Source organism: Massilia sp. FBCC-B171, from assembly GCF_059134155.1.
Genome location: NZ_CP101443.1, coordinates 5,453,900 through 5,474,826 on the forward strand (window position 1 = coordinate 5,453,900; position 20,927 = coordinate 5,474,826).

Genomic DNA, 20,927 nt, shown 5'->3' on the forward strand with positions numbered 1-20,927 from the left:
GGGGAGCGCGCATGAATGGACATCGGAGAACGGTGCTGGGCCTGGCCTTGCTGGGCGCCTTCGAGCCGGTGCTGGCGGCTGGGCCTGGTCGCGGCGCCTCCGACGCGGCGCTCGACCGTGCGCTGGCCGCCATCGTCCGTGACCCCGCCTGCGAACTGGCGAGCCTGTCGGTGCTGGCGATCCGCGGCGGCAGCATCCGCTACGAGGGCCAGTTCGGCCGGCGCTGGATCGGCAATGGGGCGAAATCAGACTTGCCGGCGAACCGGGACACCCTGTACCGGATCGCCTCGGTCTCGAAATTGATGACGACCCTGGGCCTGATGCGCCTGGTCGAAGCAGGTAGCGCGGATCTCGATGCCGACGTCTCGGGCTATCTTGGTTTCAGCCTGCGCAATCCCCATTTCCCGACCCGGGCGATTACCCTGCGCCACCTGCTCACCCACCGTTCTTCGCTGCGCGACGAGGCCGGCTATTCCTTCCCGGCCGGTACCGCCTTGAAAGACTTCGTCACGCCCGGTGCGCGCCTGTACGACGTGGGCGCCATGTGGACGGCCAGCGCAGGGCCCGGCGAGTATTTCACCTATTGCAATCTCGGCTGGGGCCTGATCGGCACCCTGATGGAGCGGATCACGGGCGAGCGTTTTGACCGCCTGATGGCGCGTTTGCTGCTCCAGCCGCTCGGTTTAACAGGCGGCTATCACCCGTCGACGCTGCCGGCGCCTGCCTTGGAGAATCTGGCCACCCTGTATCGCAAGCGCACGACCGACACCGAAGTCTGGGATGCCACCGGCCCCTGGATCGCCCAGGTGGACGACTACCGCAACACGCCGCCGGCGCCGCCGCCCGGGATCGAAAATTATGTCATCGGAGAAAACGCCACCCCCTTCAGCCCGACGGGCGGCCTGCGCATCTCGGCGCGCGGCCTGGGCACGGTGATGCTGATGCTGATGAACGGCGGCCTGCATGAGGGCAAACACATCCTGCAAGGCGCCACGCTCGCGCGCATGTTCGCGCGCCAGTGGACGCCCGACGGGGGCGGCAACGGCGACACCCTGAACGGCTTGTTTACTGCCTGGGGCCTGGGCAATGCCCAGTTCCCCGATCAGCCTGGACGGCGCCTGGTCGACGGCGGTTTCGATGCGGTGGGCCACCTGGGCGACGCCTATGGTTTGCGCTCGGTGTTCGCGCTGGACCTGAAAAAGCGCAACGGCATGATCGTGCTGGTCGGCGGCACATCGAGCGACCCCGGCCTGCAGCAAGGCGCCTACTCGGCACTGGCGCGCTTCGAGGAAGCGATACTGACGAGCATGTTCCGCCATGCGATCCTGCGCTAATGTCCGACATTCTCACAAAAATTCACATGACCGTTGGTTATGGCCTGGCTTGCCACTTTCATTGGCCCTGAGCGCTGCCAGCCCCTAAGCTGTTCCTTTAGTTCAGTCAAACACGGTGTTTCGGAATGCAGCAAGTAATTGTCATCGGTGGCGGTGTCGTCGGCCTGACCTCGGCCTGGTGGCTGCTCGAGGCCGGTTTTGGCGTGACCGTCGTCGAACGTGCGCCCGCCGTGGGCAGCGGCGCCAGTTATGGCAATGGCGGCCAGCTGAGCTACCGCTACGTCTCTCCGCTGGCCGACGCCGGGGTACCGTTCAAGGCCATTGCCTGGCTGTTCCAGGAACACGGCCCCCTGCGTTTCAAACCCGAATTCGACCTGCGCCAGTGGACCTGGCTGGCGAGTTTTCTGGGCCAGTGCACTGCCGGCGCGAACCGCCGCACGACGGCGAAACTGCTGGAACTGGGAGAGTGGTCGCGCGCCGGCATGAAGCAGCTCGATCATATCGTCTCGCCCGACGATTTTGCCTGGCGCGACGCCGGCAAACTCGTGGTCTACCGCTCCTCGAAAGTGTTCGAGCAGGCGGCCGGCAAGGCCACGGCCGGCGAGATCTGGAGCGGCGCCGAATGCGCCGCGCGCGAGCCGGCGCTGGCAGCAGCGCGCTCCCAGCTGGCCGGCGGCATCTATAACCGTGGCGAGGCGGTCGCCGATTGCCACGCCTTTTGCGTCGCGCTTGCCGAACGTGTGCGCACGCATCCGCGCTTCCAGGGCTTCGTGCAGGCCGACGTGACGCGCATCGCGGCCAACGGCGGCAAGGTGGTGGGGCTGGACACGACGGTCGGCACGATCGGCGGCGACGCTTTCGTGCTGGCCGCCGGCATCCACAGCCGCAACCTGGCCGCGCACGCCGGCATCAAGCTGCCGCTCTATCCATTAAAAGGCTACAGCCTGACGGCGCCGATCCGCCCGGGAGATACCGCGCCCGACATCAGCGTGACCGATTTCGAGCGCAAGGTGCTGTATGCGCGCATCGGGAATAAATTGCGCGTGGCGGCGATGGTCGACATCGTCGGCGAAGACTTGACGCTGAACCCGAAGCGCATCGCCAGCCTGACGAAACAGGTGAAGGACACCATGCCGCATGCGGCCGACTACGACCACATCTCGGCCTGGGCCGGCCTGCGCCCGGCCACGCCGAACAGCGCCCCGATCATCGGCGCGACTCCCCTGTCGAACCTGTGGCTGAACGTCGGCCATGGCCCGCTCGGCTTTACCTTCGCCGCCGGTACCGCGCGCGTGCTGGCCGACCTGATGCAGGGGAAAGCGCCGCCGTTTGCGCTGGACATGCTGGCGCTCAGGTGCTGAAACGCCGTTTCTCGACGCGCTTGACGATGAACCCTCCACGGAGGGTTTTTTCTTGCCTGTGTCTTGGGCAACGCGTGGTACTGGCCTGAATGCACTATCATGATTCCAACATTATAAAAAGACCATTGGCACCATGATCCAGTACAACCTGCAGCAAAAATTCTTCCTGCTTCTCCTGGCCTTCGTCACCCTGGCCTTCATCTACATCCTGCTGCCGTATTCCGGGGCCATCTTCTGGGGCGTGGTGCTGGCCATCCTGTTTGCACCGCTGCACCGGCGCGTACTGCGCGAGACCAAGCACAAGCAGACGGTCGCGGCCCTGATCACGCTCTCCCTGATTATCGTGATGGTGATCCTGCCGCTGTCGATGATCACGGCCTCGCTGGTGAAGCAGGCCGCTGCCGTGTACGACATGATCAACTCGGGCCAGATCAATTTCGGCGCCTATTTTTTACGCATCATGCACGCGCTGCCGCAGTGGATGGTCAATTTGCTCGAACGGTTCGAATTGACCGACCTGGCATCGCTGCAGCAGAAACTGTCGGAAGGCGCGGCCCAGCTGAGCCAGACGGTGGCGCGCCAGGCCATCAATATCGGCGGCAAGACCTTCGATTTCCTGGTCGGCCTGTTCGTGATGCTGTACCTGCTGTTCTTCCTGTTGCGCGACGGCCAGTCGCTGGCGACCCGCATCAAGCACGCCTTCCCGCTGGGCAGCAAGTACAAGCAGCGCCTGTTCAACAACTTCACGACCGTGATCCGCGCCACCGTCAAGGGCAACGTGCTGGTGGCGGCGGCGCAGGGCGCGCTGGGCGGGCTGATCTTCTGGTTCCTCGGCGTCGAAGGCCCGCTGCTGTGGGCGGTGGTGATGGCCTTCCTGTCGCTGCTGCCGGCCGTCGGCGCGGCCATCGTCTGGGCCCCGGTCGCCATCTATTTCCTGGTCACGGGTGCCATCTGGCAGGGCGTGGTGTTGATTGCGTTTGGCGTGATCGTGATCGGCCTGGTCGACAACGTGCTGCGCCCCTTGTTGGTCGGCAAGGACACAAAGATGCCGGACTACCTGGTGCTCTTGTCGACCATCGGCGGCATGGCCCTGTTCGGCCTGAACGGGTTTGTGATCGGGCCCGTCGTCGCGGCGCTGTTCCTCGCCTGCTGGGACTTGTTCGTCTCTACCGAGGAATTCCAGTTGCATTGACAAGAGGTCCCGGGCAGGGTGTGATAGTCGAGCAATCAGCGTAAAACTATGACATCATGCCGCGCGTAACTATTCACGCGGCCAAATCGCCGGCCCCCCTACGCTCGCTCCTCGACCCCATGCCCGACCCAAGCTCCACCCTATCCGGCATCGAACACCACGCCAGTTCCGAGACGCGGTTCCAGGCATTGTTCGAGCAGGCGCCGACCAGCATCCAGATCCTGGGACCGGGCGGCTACACGCTGCGCGTCAACCAGGCGTGGGAAGACCTGTGGCACATCCGTACCGGCACGGCGCTGCACGCCTTTGTCCACAGCCCCGGCTACTGCCTGCTGGAAGACCCGCAACTGGTGGCCAGCGGGGTGGCCCGCTGCCTGCAGCGGGCGCTGGATGGCGAATCGGTGGAAATCCCTGCGATCTACTATGACGTCGGCGAGCTGGGCACCACCGGCCGGCCGCGCTGGGTCACCGCGCGCGCGCATCCGGTCAAGGATGAGGCGGGACGCACCGTCGAAGTGATGCTGATACACGAGGACATCACCGACCGCGTGAAGGCCGAAACGGCCCTGCGCGAGCGCGAAGAACGCTTCCGCTCGCTGGTGATGGCGACTTCGCAGATTATCTGGACCAACACGCCGGAAGGCCGGGTGCTCGACGATTCGCCGTCCTGGCGCGCCTTCACCGGCCAGTCCTACGAGCAATGGAAGGACTTCGGCTGGCTCGACGCGCTGCATCCGGACGACCGCGAACGCACCCGCTGTGTCTGGATCGCCTGCGTTGCCAGCCGCTCGGTCTTCGAGACGGAATACCGCCTGCGCCGGGTCGACGGCGTGTACCGCTGGACGGCCGTCAAGGGCATTCCGCTGATCGACGCCCAGGGCGCCGTGCGCGAGTGGATCGGGGCGAATACCGATATTCACGAGAAAGTCATGGCGCAAGCCGAACTGGCCGAGCGGCTCGACCGCGAACGCCGCCATTCGGCCCTCCTGATCAAGGTGGCGCAAGCGTCGCGTACGCTCAACAGCGCCCTGTCGAGCGAGGACATCGCCGCCGGGCTGGTCGAGGAAGTGCGCGCCATCCTCGAAGTGCACCAGGCGGTCGTGTCGCTGGGCATGGGCGGTACCCAGGAAATCAATGCGGTGTCGATGTCGGACAAATATGCGCGCTACCGCAGCTACGCCGTGAAACCGGACGGCAGCGGCATTTATGCCGAGGTTTGCCGTACCAACCAGGTGCTGCGCCTGACCCAGCAGGAACTGGAAGCCCATCCGGCCTTCAAGGGCTTCGGCGCCCATGCCGCGCAGCACCCGGCGATGCGCGGCTGGCTGGCCGTGCCGCTGGTCGACCGCACCGGCAAGAATATCGGCCTGATCCAGGCCTCGGACAAGTTCGCGGGAGAATTTACGGAACAGGACGAAGCCATCCTGGTGCAGCTGGCCTCGATCGCCGCCAACGGCTTCGAAAATGCCCGTTTGTACAGTTCCCTGAAAGAGCAGGACCGCCGCAAGGACGAGTTCCTGGCGATGCTGGCGCACGAACTGCGCAACCCGCTCGCGCCCATCGCCTCGGCCGCCGAACTGCTCAAGATCGGCACCGCCAGCGAAGAGCGGGTGCGCCGCTCGAGCGAAGTCATCAGCCGGCAAGTCAAACACATGACCTCGCTGGTCGACGACCTGCTCGACATCTCGCGCGTCACCCGCGGCCTGATCCAGCTCGACAACGTCAAAGTCGACATTGGCGCCACCATCCGCAGCGCCGTCGAGCAGTCGCGGCCCCTGATCGAAGCGCGCGAACACACCTTGATCATCGAGCAAGACCCGGCGGGCAGCACCGTCATGGGCGACCCGAACCGGCTGGTGCAGGTGGTCGCCAACTTGTTGAACAATGCCGCGAAATACACGCCGCGCGGCGGGCGCATCCTGCTGGCGGTCGAGCGCAAGCACGATACCTTGCACATCCGCGTGCAAGATAACGGGATCGGCATCGACGAGGGGCTGCTGCCCCAGGTGTTCGACCTGTTCACCCAGGCCGAACGCACGCCCGACCGCTCGCAAGGCGGGCTCGGGATCGGCCTGGCGCTGGTCAAAAACGTCGTCAACCTGCATGGCGGCAAGGTGACGGCGCACAGCGACGGACCGGGCACGGGCAGCACGTTTATGGTATCGCTGCAAATAATTTAAGCAGAGATAGTTCTTCCAGCCAGTTCAGGGAGCGTCGGGGCGAGCCAAAATCGCGGATAATCGCGGGATGTCCACGCCCTCTTCTTCCGGCGCCTGCCCCTGCGGCGGCGCCTCGCTCGCGGCTTGCTGCGGGCCCTATCTTGCCGGCGAGGCCTTGCCGCCGACGGCAGAAGCGCTGATGCGTTCGCGCTACACGGCCTACGTCCAGCGCAACGAGGCCTACCTGCGTGCGACCTGGCACCCGCGCACCCGGCCCCTGGACGCCATCATCGACCCCGACGAGAACCTGCGCTGGCTCGGCCTCGAGATAAAATCTGCTTTACGTTTACGTCAACGTAAAGCAGAATTGCCGGATCATCCAGATAGCGATCGAGACAGCGATCGGAATACCGTCGAATTCGTCGCGCGCTTCAAGCTGGCGGGCCGCGCGCACCGGCTCCACGAGCTCAGCCGTTTCCTGCGCGAACCCGACCCGGCCCTGGGCGGCGCGCCGCGCTGGTTCTATCTGGACGGAACATTCCCCAAGCAAGAACGAGAATAGAGGACGGACAGCATGCCCCAGATCGAGAGCAAACTTAACCCGCGCAGCGAAGACTTCAAGGCCAACGTCACGGCCATGCAGCTGATTGTGGACGACCTGCGCGACAAGGTCGGGCAAATCGCCAAGGGCGGCGGCGAAGCGGCCAGCGCGAAGCACGTCGCGCGCGGCAAACTGCTGCCGCGCGACCGCGTGCAGATGCTGCTCGACCCGGGCACGCCCTTCCTCGAGTTCTCCCAGCTGGCCGCCTACGACATGTACGACGGCGCGGCCCCTGCCGCCGGCATCATCACCGGCATCGGCCGCGTGGCCGGCCAGGAATGCGTGATCGTCTGCAACGATGCCACGGTTAAAGGCGGCACCTACTACCCGATGACGGTCAAAAAACACCTGCGCGCCCAGGAAATCGCCGAGCAAAACAATTTGCCCTGCATTTACCTGGTCGACTCGGGCGGCGCCAACCTGCCGAACCAGGACGACGTTTTTCCGGATCGCGACCATTTCGGCCGCATCTTTTACAACCAGGCGAATTTGTCCGCCAAGGGCATCCCGCAGATCGCCGTCGTCATGGGCTCCTGCACCGCGGGCGGCGCCTACGTCCCGGCAATGAGCGATGAGTCGATCATTGTGAAAGAACAGGGCACGATTTTCCTGGGCGGCCCGCCTTTGGTAAAAGCGGCGACCGGCGAAGTCGTCACGGCCGAAGACCTGGGCGGCGGCGACGTCCACACCCGCTTGTCCGGCGTGGTCGACCACCTGGCCCAGAACGATTTACACGCGCTGTCGCTGGCGCGCACCATCGTCTCGAACCTGAATCGCACCAAATTGGTGCAAGGCGCGACCCGCGAAGCCGTAGAGCCGAACTATCCTTCGCAAGAGCTGTACGGCGTCATTCCGGTCGACACCCGTAAACCCTTCGACGTGCGCGAAGTGATCGCCCGCGTGGTCGACGGCAGCGAGTTCGACGAATTCAAGGCGCGCTACGGCACCACTCTGGTCTGCGGCTTCGCCCATATCTACGGCGTGAAAGTCGGCATCATCGCGAACAACGGCATCCTGTTCTCGGAGTCGGCCTTGAAAGGCACGCACTTCATCGAACTGTGCTGCCAGCGCAAGATCCCGCTGGTCTTCCTGCAGAACATCACCGGCTTCATGGTCGGCCGCAAATACGAAAACGAAGGCATCGCCCGCAACGGCGCCAAGATGGTCACGGCAGTCGCCACCGCCTCGGTTCCCAAATTCACCGTCATCATCGGCGGCTCGTTTGGCGCCGGCAACTACGGCATGTGCGGCCGCGCCTTCTCGCCGCGCTTCCTGTGGATGTGGCCGAACGCGCGCATCTCGGTGATGGGCGGCGACCAGGCGGCATCGGTCCTCGCCACCGTCAAACGCGACGGCATCGAGGGCAAGGGCGGCCAGTGGACAGCGGACGAAGAAGCCGCCTTCAAGCAGCCGATCAAGGAGCAGTACGAACACCAGGGCCACCCGTACTACGCCAGCGCGCGCCTGTGGGATGACGGCGTGATCGACCCGGCCGACACGCGCATGGTCCTGGGCCTCGGTTTGTCGGCTGCGCTGAACGCGCCGATCGAAGAGACGAAGTTCGGCGTCTTCCGGATGTAAGGAGTAAAAAATGGACTACGACACCCTGACCATTACCGTGGCCGACAAGGTCGCCACCGTCACCCTGAACCGCCCGGAACTGCGCAACGCTTTTAATGAACAAGCGATCGCCGAGCTGGCGCTGGCCTTCGATGAACTCGGACGCAATGAACTGGTGCGCGCGGTCGTCTTGGGCGCGAACGGCCCGTCCTTCTGCGCCGGCGCGGATCTGAACTGGATGAAGAAGATGGCCGGCTATTCGCAGGACGAAAACGCGTTTGACGCCGCCCGTCTGGCGAACATGCTGCGCACGATTTACCTGTGTCCGAAGCCCACGGTGGCCAAGATCCAGGGCGATTGCTATGCCGGCGGCATGGGCCTGGCCGCGGCCTGCGATATCGTTGTTGCCGCCGAAGGAGTAAACTTCTGCCTCTCGGAAGTCAAACTCGGCCTGATCCCGGCCACCATTTCGCCGTATGTGATCAAGGCGATGGGCGAGCAGGCCGCGCGCCGTTATTTCCTGACGGCCGAGCGTTTCGACGCCACGGCAGCGCTGCGCATCGGTTTTGCGCACGAAGTGGTGCCGCAGGAAGAACTCGACACGACTGTCGCCGGCATTGTAAAAGCGCTGGTCTCGAACAGCCCGAACGCGGTGCTGGAAGCGAAAAAGCTGGTGCGCGACGTCGTCGGCCAGCCGGTCACCGAGGCGCTGCTGCTGGACACCGCCGAGCGCATCGCGGCGATCCGCGCATCGAACGAGGGACGCGAAGGCGTGGCATCCTTCCTGGAGAAGCGCAAGCCGAATTGGCTCAACTAGAACAGCAACAGGATTCAAAGTGAAGCACCAGACATCGTCCGACTGGATCGCACGCAGCCTGCGCAGCGTGTGGCACCCGTGCACGCAGATGCAGCACCACGAACAGGTGCCGCTGATCGCGGTCGCCCGGGCCAAGGGCCCCTGGCTGTACGACCACGAGGGAAAACGCTACCTCGATGCCATCAGCTCGTGGTGGGTGAACCTGTTCGGCCACGCCAACCCGCGCATCAACGCGGCCTTGAAGCACCAGCTCGACACGCTGGAGCACGCGATGCTGGCCGGTTTTACGCACGAGCCGGTGATCGAATTGTCAGAGCAGCTGGCCGCCCTCACCGGCCACGCGCTCGGCCACGCCTTCTACGCGTCGGATGGCGCGTCGGCGGTCGAAATCGCGATGAAGATGAGCTTTCACGCCTGGCGCAATGCAGGCTTTTCAGACAAGCAGGAATTCGTCTGCCTGCAGGGCAGTTATCACGGCGAGACCATCGGCGCCCTGTCCGTCACCGACGTTCCGCTGTTCAAGGATGCCTACGGCCCGCTCTTGCGCGCTTCCCACGTGGTGGCCTCGCCGGACGCGCGCCATGCCGTCGAAGGCGAGTCGGCCCAGGACGTGGCGCGGCGCGCCATTCAGGATGTGGAGCGCCTGTTCGAAGAGCGCGCTACTAAAATCGCCGCGATGATCGTCGAGCCGCTGGTGCAGTGCGCGACCGGCATGGCCATGCACGACCCCTTGTACCTGGAACTGCTGCGCGAACTGTGCGACCGTCACCACGTGCACCTGATCGCCGACGAGATCGCGGTCGGGTGCGGGCGCACCGGCACCTTCTTCGCCTGCGAACAGGCCGCCATCTGGCCGGACTTTTTATGCCTGTCGAAGGGGATCAGCGGCGGCTACCTGCCGCTGTCGCTGGTGCTCACCACCGACGAGATCTATCAATCCTTCTACAGCGAAGACATCACGCGCGGCTTTTTGCACTCGCATTCCTACACCGGCAACGCCCTGGCCTGCCGCGCGGCGCTGGCGACCCTGCAGATCTTCCGCGAGGATGACGTGTTGAACCGCAACCGCGAGCTGGCCACGCAACTGACGATTGCCATGGCGCCGCTGGCCGAACACGAACGCACCCACCACTTCCGCCAGCGCGGCATGATCTTCGCGTTCGATGCGATCGAACCGGACGCCGCGCGCGCAGCGAGCTTCTCGCGGCGCTTCTTCAGCGCCGCCGTCGAGAACGAACTGCTGCTGCGCCCGATCGGCCGCACCGTCTACGTCATGCCGCCGTATGTGCTGGACGAGGAAGAGATCGCGCTGCTCGGCACGCGCGTGCGCTCGGTCTTCGAATCCGTGATCGCGGGCCAATGATGGACCTGATCGACAGCGTCAACCGCAAGCTGGCCGCACTCGACCAGCAAAGCCTGATCCGCCGGCGCCGCGTGGCCGACACCCGCTGCACGCCGTTGCAGGTGGTCGACGGGCGCGCCATGCTGGCTTTTTGCAGCAACGACTACCTGGGCCTGGCCGCCCACCCGCGCGTGGTCGAAGCGCTGCGCGCCGGCGCCCAGCTGTACGGCGCCGGCAGCGGCGCTTCGCACCTGATCAGCGGCCATAGCCGCGCCCACGCCATCCTCGAGGAACGCCTGGCCGCCTTCGCCGCGCCCCATATCGACGAGGCGCGCGCCCTCTACCTGAGCACCGGCTACATGGCGAACCTGGCCGTGCTGACCGCGCTCGGGCTTGATGCCGACGCGGCCATCTTTTCCGAAGCGCTGAACCACGCCTCGCTGATCGACGGTGCGCGCCTGGCGCGCGCCAGCGTCAGCGTCTACCCGCATGGCGACATCGCCGCGCTCGAGGCGCTGCTGGCCGCCAGCAGCGCCAGCACCAAAATCGTGGCCACCGACACCGTCTTCAGCATGGACGGGAACCTGGCGCCGCTGCCGGCGCTGCTGGCCCTGTGCGAGCGCCACGGCGCCTGGCTGGTGGTCGACGATGCGCACGGCTTCGGCGTGCTCGGCGCCCAGGGCCGCGGCGCCCTCGAACATTTTAATTTGCGCTCGCCGAACATCGTGTATGTCGGCACGCTCGGCAAAGCGGCGGGCGTGAGCGGCGCGTTTATCGCGGCCCACGCCAGCGTGATCGAACTGATGATCCAGCGTGCCCGCCCCTACATCTACACGACGGCGGCGCCGCCGGCGCTGGCGCATGCGCTCTTGACGAGCCTGGACATCATCACCAGCGAGGAAGGCGCGGCCCTGCGCAGCCACCTGGAACTGCTGATCGCCCAGCTCGACGCCGACCTGCGCCTGACGCGCTGGCAGCGGGTCGCGTCGACCACGCCGATCCAGCCGATCCTCATCGGCCCGAACGACGAGGCGCTGCGCATCGCCGCGGCGCTGCATGCACGCGGCCTGTGGGTGCCGGCGATCCGCCCGCCCACGGTCCCGAAAGACACCGCGCGCCTGCGCGTGACGCTGTCGGCGGCGCACACCCATGACGAAGTCGCGCAACTGGCGACGGCACTCAACGAACTGGAGGCCATGTGATCACGAACCTGAACGATCCGCAGGAACCGGCAGGCGAGATCGTGGCCGGGCGTACCGCCACGCTGCCCAAGCCGGCGGCGGCGCCTGTCGCCGCTCCCGCCGAGGCGCTGGCCGCGGAAGGCATCCCGATGCGCTTCTGCTGTTTCGTCACCGGCACCGACACCGAGATCGGCAAGACCCTGGTCTCGAGCGCGATCCTGCACAGGCTGGTGGAAAGCGGCCAGCGCGCCTGCGGCATGAAGCCGGTCGCGGCCGGCGCGGAGCTGGTCGACGGCGAACTGCATAATGAAGACGCCGACATGCTGGCCGCCGCCGGCAACGTGCACCTGCCGCAAAACATCACGACTCCCTACATGCTGCGCGCCGCCTGCGCGCCGCATATCGCCGCGAGCCTGGAAGGGGTCAGCATCGAGCCGGTGCCGATCATCGCGGCCTATGCCGAGATCCTGGCGGCGTCGGACGCGGTCGTGGTCGAAGGCGTGGGCGGCTTTTGCGTGCCCTTCTCCGACACGTTTGACAGCGCCGAACTGGCGACGCAGCTGAACCTGCCGGTAATCCTGGTGGTCGGCATGCGCCTGGGCTGCATCAGCCATGCCCTCTTGAGCGTGGAAGCCATCGTCGCGCGCGGCCTGGTGCTGGCCGGCTGGGTCGCCAACACGGTCGACCCGGACATGGCTTATTTCGACGAAAACCTGCAGGCGCTGGCCGCACGCATCCCGGCCCCGATGCTGGGCATCGTGCCGCGCCTGGAACAAGCAACCGCCGCCAAAGCGGCCCAATTCATCGATCTCGCGGGACTGCCAGGCTGGCCGTCGCGCGGGGTCGGCACCAACTGAAGGATAGATCATGAATGCACCCCAAACCGTCGCCCTGCACCGCCCAGGCGCTGCCATCACCGAACGCCACGACGCTACCTGGCCGCTGGCCGACGTGCTGGCGCTGTTCGAACTGCCGTTCAACGAACTGATGTTCCGCGCCCAGGAAGCCCACCGCGCCCACTTCCCCGACGGCGACGTCGAACTGGCGACCCTGCTGTCGATTAAAACCGGCGGCTGCGAGGAAGACTGCGGCTACTGCCCGCAGGCCGCGCGCTACGACACCGGCGTCGAAGCGAAAAAAATCCTCGACATCGACACCGTGCTCGACGCCGCGCGCCAGGCGAAAGCCAATGGCGCCACCCGTTTCTGCATGGGCGCCGCCTGGCGCAGCCCGAAAGAGCGCGACATGGAGAAGGTCGAAGAGATGGTGCGCGAAGTGAAGGCACTGGGCATGGAAACCTGCGCGACGCTGGGCATGCTCGAAGAAGGACAGGCCGAGCAGCTGAAAAAAGCGGGCCTCGATTTTTACAACCACAACATCGATACCGCGCCCGACTTCTACAACAACGTCATCTCGACCCGCGAATACCAGGACCGCCTCGACACCCTGGGCCGCGTGCGCCAGGCCGGTTTGAAAGTCTGCTGCGGCGGCATCGTCGGCATGGGCGAGACGCGCGAACAGCGCGCCGGCCTGCTGGCCCAGCTGGCGAACCTGAATCCGTATCCGGAGTCGGTGCCGGTGAACCACCTGGTGCAGGTCGAAGGCACGCCGCTGCATGGCCTGGAGCCGCTCGACCCGCTCGAATTCGTGCGCACCATCGCCGTGGCCCGCATCACGATGCCGGAAGCGCGCGTGCGCCTGTCGGCAGGGCGCCGTCAGTTGGGTGAAGCAGTGCAGGCGATGTGCTTCATGGCCGGCGCGAATTCGATTTTCTATGGCGACAAGCTGCTCACCACCGGCAATCCTGAAGCCGAGGACGACCGCGTGATGCTGGCGAAACTGGGCCTCAAAACGCGCTCGGCCACGCTGGAATCGGCACCAAAAGAGGCTTGCGGCTGCTAAGCCGCGTTCTTCTTCGATCACCATTAAAAAACATAAAGCGAGACACACGCATGTTCAACAAAATCCTCATCGCCAACCGTGGCGAAATCGCCTGCCGTGTCGCCGCCACCGCGCGCCGCATGGGTATCCGCACCGTTGCCGTCTATTCGGACGCGGACGCAGGATCGAAACACGTTGCGGTCTGCGATGAGGCGGTGTGGATCGGGCCGGCTGCGGCCAAGGAAAGCTATCTGCGCGGCGCCAGGATCATCGAAGTCGCACTGGCCACCGGCGCCCAGGCGATCCACCCGGGCTACGGCTTCCTGTCCGAGAACGCGGAGTTCGCCGAAGCCTGCGAAAAAGCCGGCCTCGTGTTCATTGGCCCGCCGGGTTCCTCGATGCGCGCGATGGGGTCGAAGTCGGCTGCGAAACAACTGATGGAAGGCGCCAACGTGCCGCTGGTGCCGGGCTACCATGGCGAAAACCAGGACCCCGAATTCCTGCGCCAACAAGCCGACGGCATCGGTTACCCGGTGCTGCTGAAGGCAAGCGCCGGCGGCGGCGGCAAGGGCATGCGCGTGGTCGAGCGCAGCGAAGATTTTGTCGCAGCGCTGGGTTCCTGCAAGCGCGAAGCGATCAGCTCCTTCGGCGACGACAAGGTGCTGGTCGAAAAATACCTGCAGCGCCCGCGCCACATCGAGATCCAGGTGTTTGCCGACAAGCTGGGCAACTGCGTCTACCTGCACGAGCGCGATTGCTCGGTGCAGCGCCGCCACCAGAAGGTGCTGGAAGAAGCGCCGGCCCCCGGCATGCCGCCGGACCGGCGCGCCGCGATGGGCGAAGCGGCGGTCAACGCCGCGCGCGCCGTCGGCTATGTCGGCGCCGGTACCGTGGAATTCATCGCCAACCAGGACGGTTCCTTCTACTTCATGGAGATGAACACGCGCCTGCAGGTGGAGCATCCAGTCACCGAAATGATCACCGGGACCGACCTGGTGGAGTGGCAGCTGCGCGTCGCCTTCGGCGAGCCGCTGCCGAAAAAACAAAGTGAACTGGCCATTCACGGCCACGCGATCGAGGCGCGCATCTATGCCGAAAATCCGGAAAAGGGTTTTTTGCCGTCGATCGGCACGCTGCGCCACATGGATACGCCACAGGCCGTGAACTTTGAATTGGGCGGCGTGGCGGGCGTGGAACCGGCCGCGGTGCGCATCGATTCGGGCGTGCGCGAGGGCGATGCGATTTCTCCCTTCTACGACCCGATGATCGCCAAGCTGATCGTCTGGGGCGCGGACCGCACCCAAGCGCTGGCGCGCCTGTCGCAGGCCCTGGCCGAATTCCAGATCGTGGGTCTTGCCACGAACATCGCATTCTTGAAACGCCTGGTCGAAGGCCAGGCGTTTGCGACGGCCGACCTGGATACGGGCCTGATCGAACGCAATGGCGCGACCCTGTTCCCGCCGCTGCGCCCGGCGCCGGCCGGTGCGCTGGCCCTGGCTGCCGTGTCGCTGATCGAAGCGGAAAAGCGCAGCTCGGCCGCCGCGTCGGCGAATGCCGCCGACCCCTGGGGCCAGGCGCAAGGCTGGCGCCTGAACGGCGACTACCGGCGCCAGCTCTCCTTCGGCGACGAGTACGCAGCCGGCCTGATTGGTGGCGCCTACAGGGTCGGCCTCGTGTACCACCCGCAGGGCTGGGAACTCGAGGTCGATGGCGTCAAGCAGCCGCTGACGGTCAGCGGCCATGCGGGCGCCACGCTGTCGGTGCGCCTGGGCGAGCAGTCGATGCACGGCACCGTGCGCCGCGACGGCGAGTTGTTCCACGTATTTACCAATGGCGAACACCACACGCTGGCCTACAACGACCCGATGGCGCATGCCGGCGAGGCGGAGGCCGCAGGCGGCCGCCTGACCGCGCCGATGCCGGGTAAGGTCGTCGCGGTGATGGTCGAGGCGGGCCAGGAAGTGAAAAAAGGCGATGCCCTCGTCATCATGGAAGCGATGAAGATGGAGCACACCATTGGCGCGCCGTCCGACGGCCTGGTGGAAGAGGTGCTGTACGCGGTCGGCGACCAGGTGGCGGACGGCGCGCCGCTGCTGGCGTTCAAGGCGGCGTAATGCGCATCCTGCTGTACCGGGGCGACGGCGAGATTGGCGCCTGGGCCGAGGATCTGGCACGCGCGCTGCCCGGCGCCGAAACCGTCGGCTGGCAGGAGGGAGAAACGCTGCCGGCCTGCGACTACGCGGTGCTGTGGAATCCGGCACCGAGCCTGTTGCCGCAACTGGCGCAGGTGAAAGCGGTGTTCCTGATGGGCGCGGGCGCGGACGCGATTTTGAAGTTTGGCGACGCGCTGCCGGACGTGCCGATCGTGCGCCTGGGCGACACCGGCATGGCGGTGCAGATGGCCGAATATGTGGCCTATGCGACGCTGCGCTACTTCCGCCGCTTCGACGAATACGAGGAGCAGGCGCGCCATGGCCTGTGGGCGCCGCTGCCCGCCCACGCGAAGGAAGATTTTACGGTCGGCGTGATGGGGCTGGGCAAACTCGGCCTGCGCGTGGTCGAGACCATGCGCAGCTTTGGTTTCCCCGTGCGCGGCTGGAGCCGCACGCCCAAGGAGCTAACGGGCGTCGACTGCTTCGCCGGCATGGAGGCACTCGATGCCTTCCTGAGCGGCACGCGCGTGCTGGTCTCGTTGCTGCCGCTGACGAACGAAACGAACAACCTGCTCGACCGGCGGCGCCTGTCCACGCTGCCGCGCGGCAGCTATGTCATCAACGTCGCGCGCGGTGCGCAGCTGGCCGAACCGGATTTGCTGACGCTGATCCGCACCAAGCACATCGCCGGCGCCACGCTCGACGTGTTCCGCAACGAGCCGCTGCCGGCGCCGCACCCGTTCTGGGAAGAGCCGCGCATCACGATCACGCCGCATATCTCCGCCATTACCATCCGTGGCGAGGCGGTGAAGCAGATCGCCGAGAAAATCGCCGCCTTCGAGGCGGGCAACCCGGTGGACGATATCGTCGACCGCAACCTGGGATACTGAGATGAACCACCAAGCTGGCCTGCCGAAAAAAGTGAAGGTCGTCGAGGTCGGTCCGCGCGACGGCCTGCAGAACGAGAAGGAAACCATCAGCGCGCTTGTGAAGATCGAATTGGTCGACCGCCTGTCGCGCGCCGGTTTCAGCAATGTCGAAGCGGCGTCCTTTGTCTCTCCGAAATGGGTGCCGCAGATGGCCACCAGCAGCGAAGTCATGGCCGGCATCACGCGCCTGCCGGGCACGATCTATTCGGCGCTCACGCCCAATATGCAGGGCTTTGAAGCGGCACTGGCGGCGAAAGCCGATGAAGTCGTGATCTTCGGATCGGCCTCGGAAGCGTTTTCGCAAAAGAACATCAACTGCTCGATCGCCGAATCGATCGCGCGCTTCGCGCCGGTGGCGAAAGCGGCCAAGGATAAGGGTTTGCGCCTGCGCGGCAGCATCAGCACCGCCTTTGGCTGCCCCTACCAGGGCGAGGTGCCGCTGGACGCGGTGGCCGACGTGGTGCGCCGCATGCGCGACCTCGGCTGCGACGAGATCGACATCGCCGACACCATTGGCGTGTCGACCGCGCGCAAAACACAAGAGGTAATGCTGGCGGCCGCGCGTGAATTCCCGCTGCAGCAGCTGTCCGGCCACTTCCACGATACCTATGGCCAGGCGCTGGCGAACATCTATGCCAGCCTGGAAATGGGCGTGCAGATTTTCCACTCCTCGGTCTCGGGCCTGGGCGGCTGCCCGTATGCCAAGGGGGCGACCGGCAACGTCGCCACCGAAGACGTGCTCTACCTGCTGCATGGCCTGGGGATCGAGACGGGCATCGACCTGGACCAGGTGGTCGACGCCGGCCAGTTCATCTCGCAGCAGCTGGGAAGAAAAGGCGCCAGCCGCGCCGGCAATGCGATTGCGGCCAAACGCCTGGGTTGAACCAAAATAAAATGCGCCCGGTCGAAGCTTGTTCGACGGGCGCTTTTTTCTTTGTTCGGCGATGTAAACGAAAAAAGCCGACAACTTTCGCTGTCGGCTTTTCTCTTCATACTGGTCGGAGTACAAGGATTCGAACCTTGGACCCCCTGGTCCCAAACCAGGTGCGCTACCGGGCTGCGCTACACTCCGAAGACACGCATCATAGCGGTTGAGATTCCTTTGGTCAAGGTCGGGTTTTCATTTTCTGGATTTTTCATGCATCGGGATGGGGTAGCGACCTTCGCAGCAAGCGGTGACAAGGTCTTCCAGGGCGATGCGGGACTGGCAACGCGGCGCATCCTGGCCGCCGTCGCGGTTTCGCTGGCCGTGCACGCGCTCGTGCTCTCGCTCCAGCGGGACCAGGCGCGCCCTGCGCTGGAGGAGCCGCGCCCGATCGCCGTGCGCCTGCGCCCGCCTCCACCGCCGCCGCCCCTGCCGCGTGTCGAGCAGGCGCCGGCGCCCGCACCTGTGCCTGCGCCGCGTCCGCCGCGCCGTGCACGGCAGAACAAACCTCCGCCCGTGATCGCCGTCGATCCTGCGCCGGCACCAAGCGAGCCCGATCCGTTTACCGTGCAGCAGGCGCCGGAACCGGCACCGGAGCCGGAGACGCCGCGCTTCGACCGTGAAGCGGCGCGCAAGATGGCGCGCTCGCTGGCCAATATCCGCGATCCGGCCAAGGAAGGCACGGCAATCGGGCAGTTCCCGGAGCCGCCTTTGGAAACGGAGTCGCGCGCCGCCCGTGCGATCGGGGCGGCCAAGCGGACGCATTGCAAAGATGGTCTTCCCGGCGGTTTGCTGGGGCCCTTGTTGATATTGGCAGACAAGAAAGATAGTGGCTGCAAGTGGTGAGCCACAGATCGCGCGATGAGACCGCGTGGGCACAAGTGCGGTTCGCCGCCCGGCCCACCCTACAAATGCCGCACCTTCCTTACTCGCCCTTGATCTGCAGCGCCCGCTCATACAGCGCATTCTTTTTTCTACCAGTAATCTGCGCCGTCAGGTTCGCCGCCTGCTTGACGCTGCATTCGCTCAATAAAATGTTCAGGATGCGCTCGGCTTCCGCGTCCTGCGCATCGGTCTCGACCGTCGCACCTTCGACCAGCACCACGAATTCGCCGCGCTCGCGGTGCTGGTCGGCCTTGACCCAGGCCAGCGCCTCGCCCAGCGGGCAACGGTGGATTTCCTCGAACATCTTGGTCAGCTCGCGCGCGAACACCACCTGGCGCGCCGGCTCGAAGACGGCAACCAGCGCTTCGACGCAATCGACGATCCGGTGCGGCGCCTCGTAAATGACCAGGGTGGCCGGCTCGCGCACGAGTTCCAGCAAAGCCGCTTCGCGCTGCTTCGGTTTCGCAGGCAGGAAGCCGACAAAGCTGAAACGGTCGTTGACCAGGCCGCTGGCCGAGAGCGCCGTGACCGAGGCAGAGGCGCCCGGCAGCGGCAGCACGCGCAGGCCGGCGGCGCGCACGGCGTCGACGATGCGCGCGCCGGGGTCGGAGACGGCGGGCGTGCCGGCGTCCGACACCAAAGCGACACGTTCGCCGGCCTGCAGGCGCGCAACGAGCTTGTCGGCCACTTCGCGCTCGTTATGCTGGTGCGCCGCAAGCATCTGCTTGTTCAAGCCGTAACGGGTGAGCAGGGCGCCGGTTTTCCGCGTATCCTCACAAGCGACCACGTCAGCCAGCGCCAGCAGGTGCAGCGCGCGCAGCGTGATGTCGGTGGCGTTCCCGATCGGGGTGGCCACCACGTACAATGTTGCTGTAGGATAAGACTGTTGAGCTGCCTCGGCCATCACGGGGAGCTGGGCGATATCGATGGTCTGGTTGTCGGTCATGTTGAGGATACGATGCTCGTAAAAAGTCTGAAAGGCGTCATTGCCACCGCCCATATCGGCATGCTCGCCGGTTTGATGGGATGCAGTAGCACGCCCTTGCCGCCCGATCGGGGTTGCGGGGTACCGGGCGGATTGTGCGCGCCCGCCGAGCCAAACACAAGTGCGCTTCCTCCAGCGACGCCACCGCCGCCGGAAGCGCCCGATTCCGAAACCCGCACCTCGCCCGTGGAACTGTATCCCGGCACCGGCACGCCGCAATCGCAGGCCCAGCCAGGCACCGGCACGGCGCGCATCGCCCTGCTGCTGCCCTTGCAGTCGCCGGGCCTGGGCCAGGCGGCCGAAGCCGTGCGTGCCGGTTTCCTGGCCGGGCACGAACGCGACCGTGCGGGAATCGAGGTCACCGTGGTGCCGAGCGGAGATTCGCCCGAATCGACCCTGCAAGCCTACGCCAGCGCCGCCGCACAGAACGACATCGTCGTCGGCCCGCTGGCGCGCTCGAGCGTCGCCGCCCTGATTGCCGGCAATGCCGTGACGAAACCGACGCTGGCCCTGAACCACCCGCAGACCGACCGGCCCTTGCCGCCGCAATTGCTGGTGGTGGGCTTGTCGCTCGAGGAAGAAGCGAAGCAGGTGGCCGACTGGGCCGCGAAAGAACATCCGGCCGGACGCGCCCTCGTGCTCGGCGGGAAAGCCGCCTGGCAGCAGCGCGCCGCCGGCGCGTTCACCATGCGCTGGTCGCGCCAGGGCCGCAACAACGCGACCGTCGAGCTGCCGAGCCAGGACGGCTATGTCGACGCCAATGCGCTGGCCGAACTGCGTTCGCGCATGGAAACCGACCGTCCCGAACTCGTCTTTGCCGCGCTCGACGCCGGCGCCCTGCGCCAGGTGAGGAGCGCCCTCGGCACCTCGCTGCCGACCTACGCCATCTCGGTGGCCAATCCGGGCCGCGCGCCCGGCCTGTCGGTGCCGGAACTCGATGGCGTGCGCCTGGTCGACCTGCCCTGGACCATCCAGCCTGATCACCCGCAAGTGATGGTGTATCCGCGCCCCGTCGACACCGATTCGCTCGACATGCAGCGCTTGTATGCACTCGGCATCGACGCCTATCAGGTGGCGCGCACCCTGGTGCAGCAGCCGGGCACGGATTTCGAGCTCGATGGCGTCACGGGCCGCCTGTCGGTACGCCGCAGCAATGGCGGCTGGACCCTGCAGCGCACCGAGACGGCCGCCGTCTACCGCGACGGCATCGGTTACGAAACGGTGGCCGGGAAGTGACATGGCCCCCACCAGGCTGTCCGAGAAGCAGTCCCAGGGCCGCGACTGGGAGCAAACGGCGCTGCGCTACCTGCGCCGCCACGGCCTGGTCCTGATCGAAGCCAATTTCACCTGTAAAGGCGGCGAGATCGACCTGATCATGCGCGATGGCGAATCCTTCGTGTTTGTCGAAGTGCGCCAGCGCGCCGACCGCCGCCACGGCGGGGCCGCCGCCAGCATCACCCCGAGTAAAATCCGCAGACTGGTACGCGCCGCCCAGGTCTACCTGCAGCGCCTGCCCACCCTGCCGCCCTGCCGTTTCGACGTCGTCGCCATCGACGGCGACGAACTCGACTGGCTGCGTGACGCGATTCAGGTTTGATAACGGAAATAGCGGATCGCGCTGG

The 20,927-nt window shown here is 65.8% G+C and carries 18 protein-coding genes and 1 tRNA gene; 17 read left to right on the plus strand and 2 right to left on the minus strand.

Annotated elements, in window-relative coordinates; genetic code table 11:
* Positions 1–11: 11 nt before the first annotated feature.
* The 14 genes from NMB41_RS24610 to NMB41_RS24675 all read left to right on the plus strand — a co-directional run bounded on the left by NMB41_RS24610 (position 12) and on the right by NMB41_RS24675 (position 17,393).
* Entirely contained in the window at positions 12–1,334 is a 1,323-nt protein-coding gene (locus NMB41_RS24610) for a serine hydrolase domain-containing protein (protein ID WP_494380352.1), read from the plus strand.
* Between the two features lie 125 nt (positions 1,335–1,459).
* Entirely contained in the window at positions 1,460–2,695 is a 1,236-nt protein-coding gene (locus NMB41_RS24615) for a D-amino acid dehydrogenase (RefSeq protein WP_494380353.1), read from the plus strand.
* 133 nt (positions 2,696–2,828) lie between these two features.
* Positions 2,829–3,887 (plus strand): AI-2E family transporter, encoded by a 1,059-nt coding sequence (locus NMB41_RS24620; RefSeq protein WP_494380354.1) that lies wholly within the window; start codon positions 2,829–2,831, stop codon positions 3,885–3,887.
* 119 nt (positions 3,888–4,006) lie between these two features.
* Entirely contained in the window at positions 4,007–6,067 is a 2,061-nt protein-coding gene (locus NMB41_RS24625) for a PAS domain-containing sensor histidine kinase (protein WP_494380355.1), read from the plus strand.
* 67 nt (positions 6,068–6,134) lie between these two features.
* On the plus strand, positions 6,135–6,608 hold the full coding sequence (locus NMB41_RS24630; protein ID WP_494380356.1) for a YchJ family protein: 474 nt from the start codon (positions 6,135–6,137) through the stop codon (positions 6,606–6,608).
* Between the two features lie 12 nt (positions 6,609–6,620).
* Positions 6,621–8,228: a carboxyl transferase domain-containing protein gene (locus NMB41_RS24635; RefSeq protein WP_494380357.1), complete on the plus strand. Its 1,608-nt coding sequence runs from the start codon at positions 6,621–6,623 to the stop codon at positions 8,226–8,228.
* A 10-nt stretch (positions 8,229–8,238) separates the two neighbouring features.
* Positions 8,239–9,024, plus strand: coding sequence for an enoyl-CoA hydratase/isomerase family protein (locus NMB41_RS24640; protein ID WP_494380358.1), 786 nt, complete (start codon positions 8,239–8,241; stop codon positions 9,022–9,024).
* A 19-nt stretch (positions 9,025–9,043) separates the two neighbouring features.
* On the plus strand, positions 9,044–10,387 hold the full coding sequence (bioA, locus tag NMB41_RS24645; RefSeq protein WP_494380359.1) for an adenosylmethionine--8-amino-7-oxononanoate transaminase: 1,344 nt from the start codon (positions 9,044–9,046) through the stop codon (positions 10,385–10,387).
* On the plus strand, positions 10,387–11,568 hold the full coding sequence (gene bioF / locus NMB41_RS24650) for an 8-amino-7-oxononanoate synthase (protein ID WP_494382903.1): 1,182 nt from the start codon (positions 10,387–10,389) through the stop codon (positions 11,566–11,568). The genes bioA and bioF overlap by 1 nt, the downstream gene beginning before the upstream one ends.
* Positions 11,568–12,404, plus strand: coding sequence for a dethiobiotin synthase (bioD, locus tag NMB41_RS24655; protein WP_494382904.1), 837 nt, complete (start codon positions 11,568–11,570; stop codon positions 12,402–12,404). The genes bioF and bioD overlap by 1 nt, the downstream gene beginning before the upstream one ends.
* A gap of 10 nt (positions 12,405–12,414) precedes the next feature.
* Positions 12,415–13,449 (plus strand): biotin synthase BioB, encoded by a 1,035-nt coding sequence (gene bioB, locus NMB41_RS24660; protein ID WP_494380360.1) that lies wholly within the window; start codon positions 12,415–12,417, stop codon positions 13,447–13,449.
* 50 nt (positions 13,450–13,499) lie between these two features.
* Positions 13,500–15,542 (plus strand): acetyl/propionyl/methylcrotonyl-CoA carboxylase subunit alpha, encoded by a 2,043-nt coding sequence (locus tag NMB41_RS24665; RefSeq protein WP_494380361.1) that lies wholly within the window; start codon positions 13,500–13,502, stop codon positions 15,540–15,542.
* Complete coding sequence (locus NMB41_RS24670; protein WP_494380362.1) at positions 15,542–16,471, plus strand: 2-hydroxyacid dehydrogenase; 930 nt, start codon at positions 15,542–15,544, stop codon at positions 16,469–16,471. Before NMB41_RS24665 ends, NMB41_RS24670 begins: the two co-directional genes overlap by 1 nt.
* A 1-nt stretch (position 16,472) precedes the next feature.
* The gene (locus NMB41_RS24675) at positions 16,473–17,393 is read left to right on the plus strand and encodes a hydroxymethylglutaryl-CoA lyase (protein WP_494380363.1); all 921 of its coding nucleotides are present in this window, start codon (positions 16,473–16,475) and stop codon (positions 17,391–17,393) included.
* Positions 17,394–17,505: 112 nt separating this feature from the next.
* Here NMB41_RS24675 and NMB41_RS24680 read toward each other — a convergent pair.
* Positions 17,506–17,582 (minus strand) — tRNA-Pro (locus NMB41_RS24680).
* Positions 17,583–17,648: 66 nt separating this feature from the next.
* Between NMB41_RS24680 and NMB41_RS24685 the strand changes: the two genes are divergently transcribed.
* Entirely contained in the window at positions 17,649–18,281 is a 633-nt protein-coding gene (locus NMB41_RS24685; RefSeq protein ID WP_494380364.1) for a hypothetical protein, read from the plus strand.
* Between the two features lie 79 nt (positions 18,282–18,360).
* Here the strand turns inward: NMB41_RS24685 and rsmI are convergent, their stop codons facing one another.
* A complete protein-coding gene (gene rsmI, locus NMB41_RS24690) occupies positions 18,361–19,266 on the minus strand; it encodes a 16S rRNA (cytidine(1402)-2'-O)-methyltransferase (protein ID WP_494380365.1) in 906 nt (301 codons plus the stop codon).
* A 225-nt stretch (positions 19,267–19,491) separates the two neighbouring features.
* Between rsmI and NMB41_RS24695 the strand changes: the two genes are divergently transcribed.
* On the plus strand, positions 19,492–20,541 hold the full coding sequence (locus NMB41_RS24695) for a penicillin-binding protein activator (protein ID WP_494380366.1): 1,050 nt from the start codon (positions 19,492–19,494) through the stop codon (positions 20,539–20,541).
* A gap of 1 nt (position 20,542) precedes the next feature.
* Positions 20,543–20,902 carry a YraN family protein gene (locus tag NMB41_RS24700; RefSeq protein WP_494380367.1) on the plus strand — a complete coding sequence of 120 codons (360 nt, stop codon included), beginning with the start codon at positions 20,543–20,545 and terminating at the stop codon, positions 20,900–20,902.
* Positions 20,903–20,927: the final 25 nt, after the last annotated feature.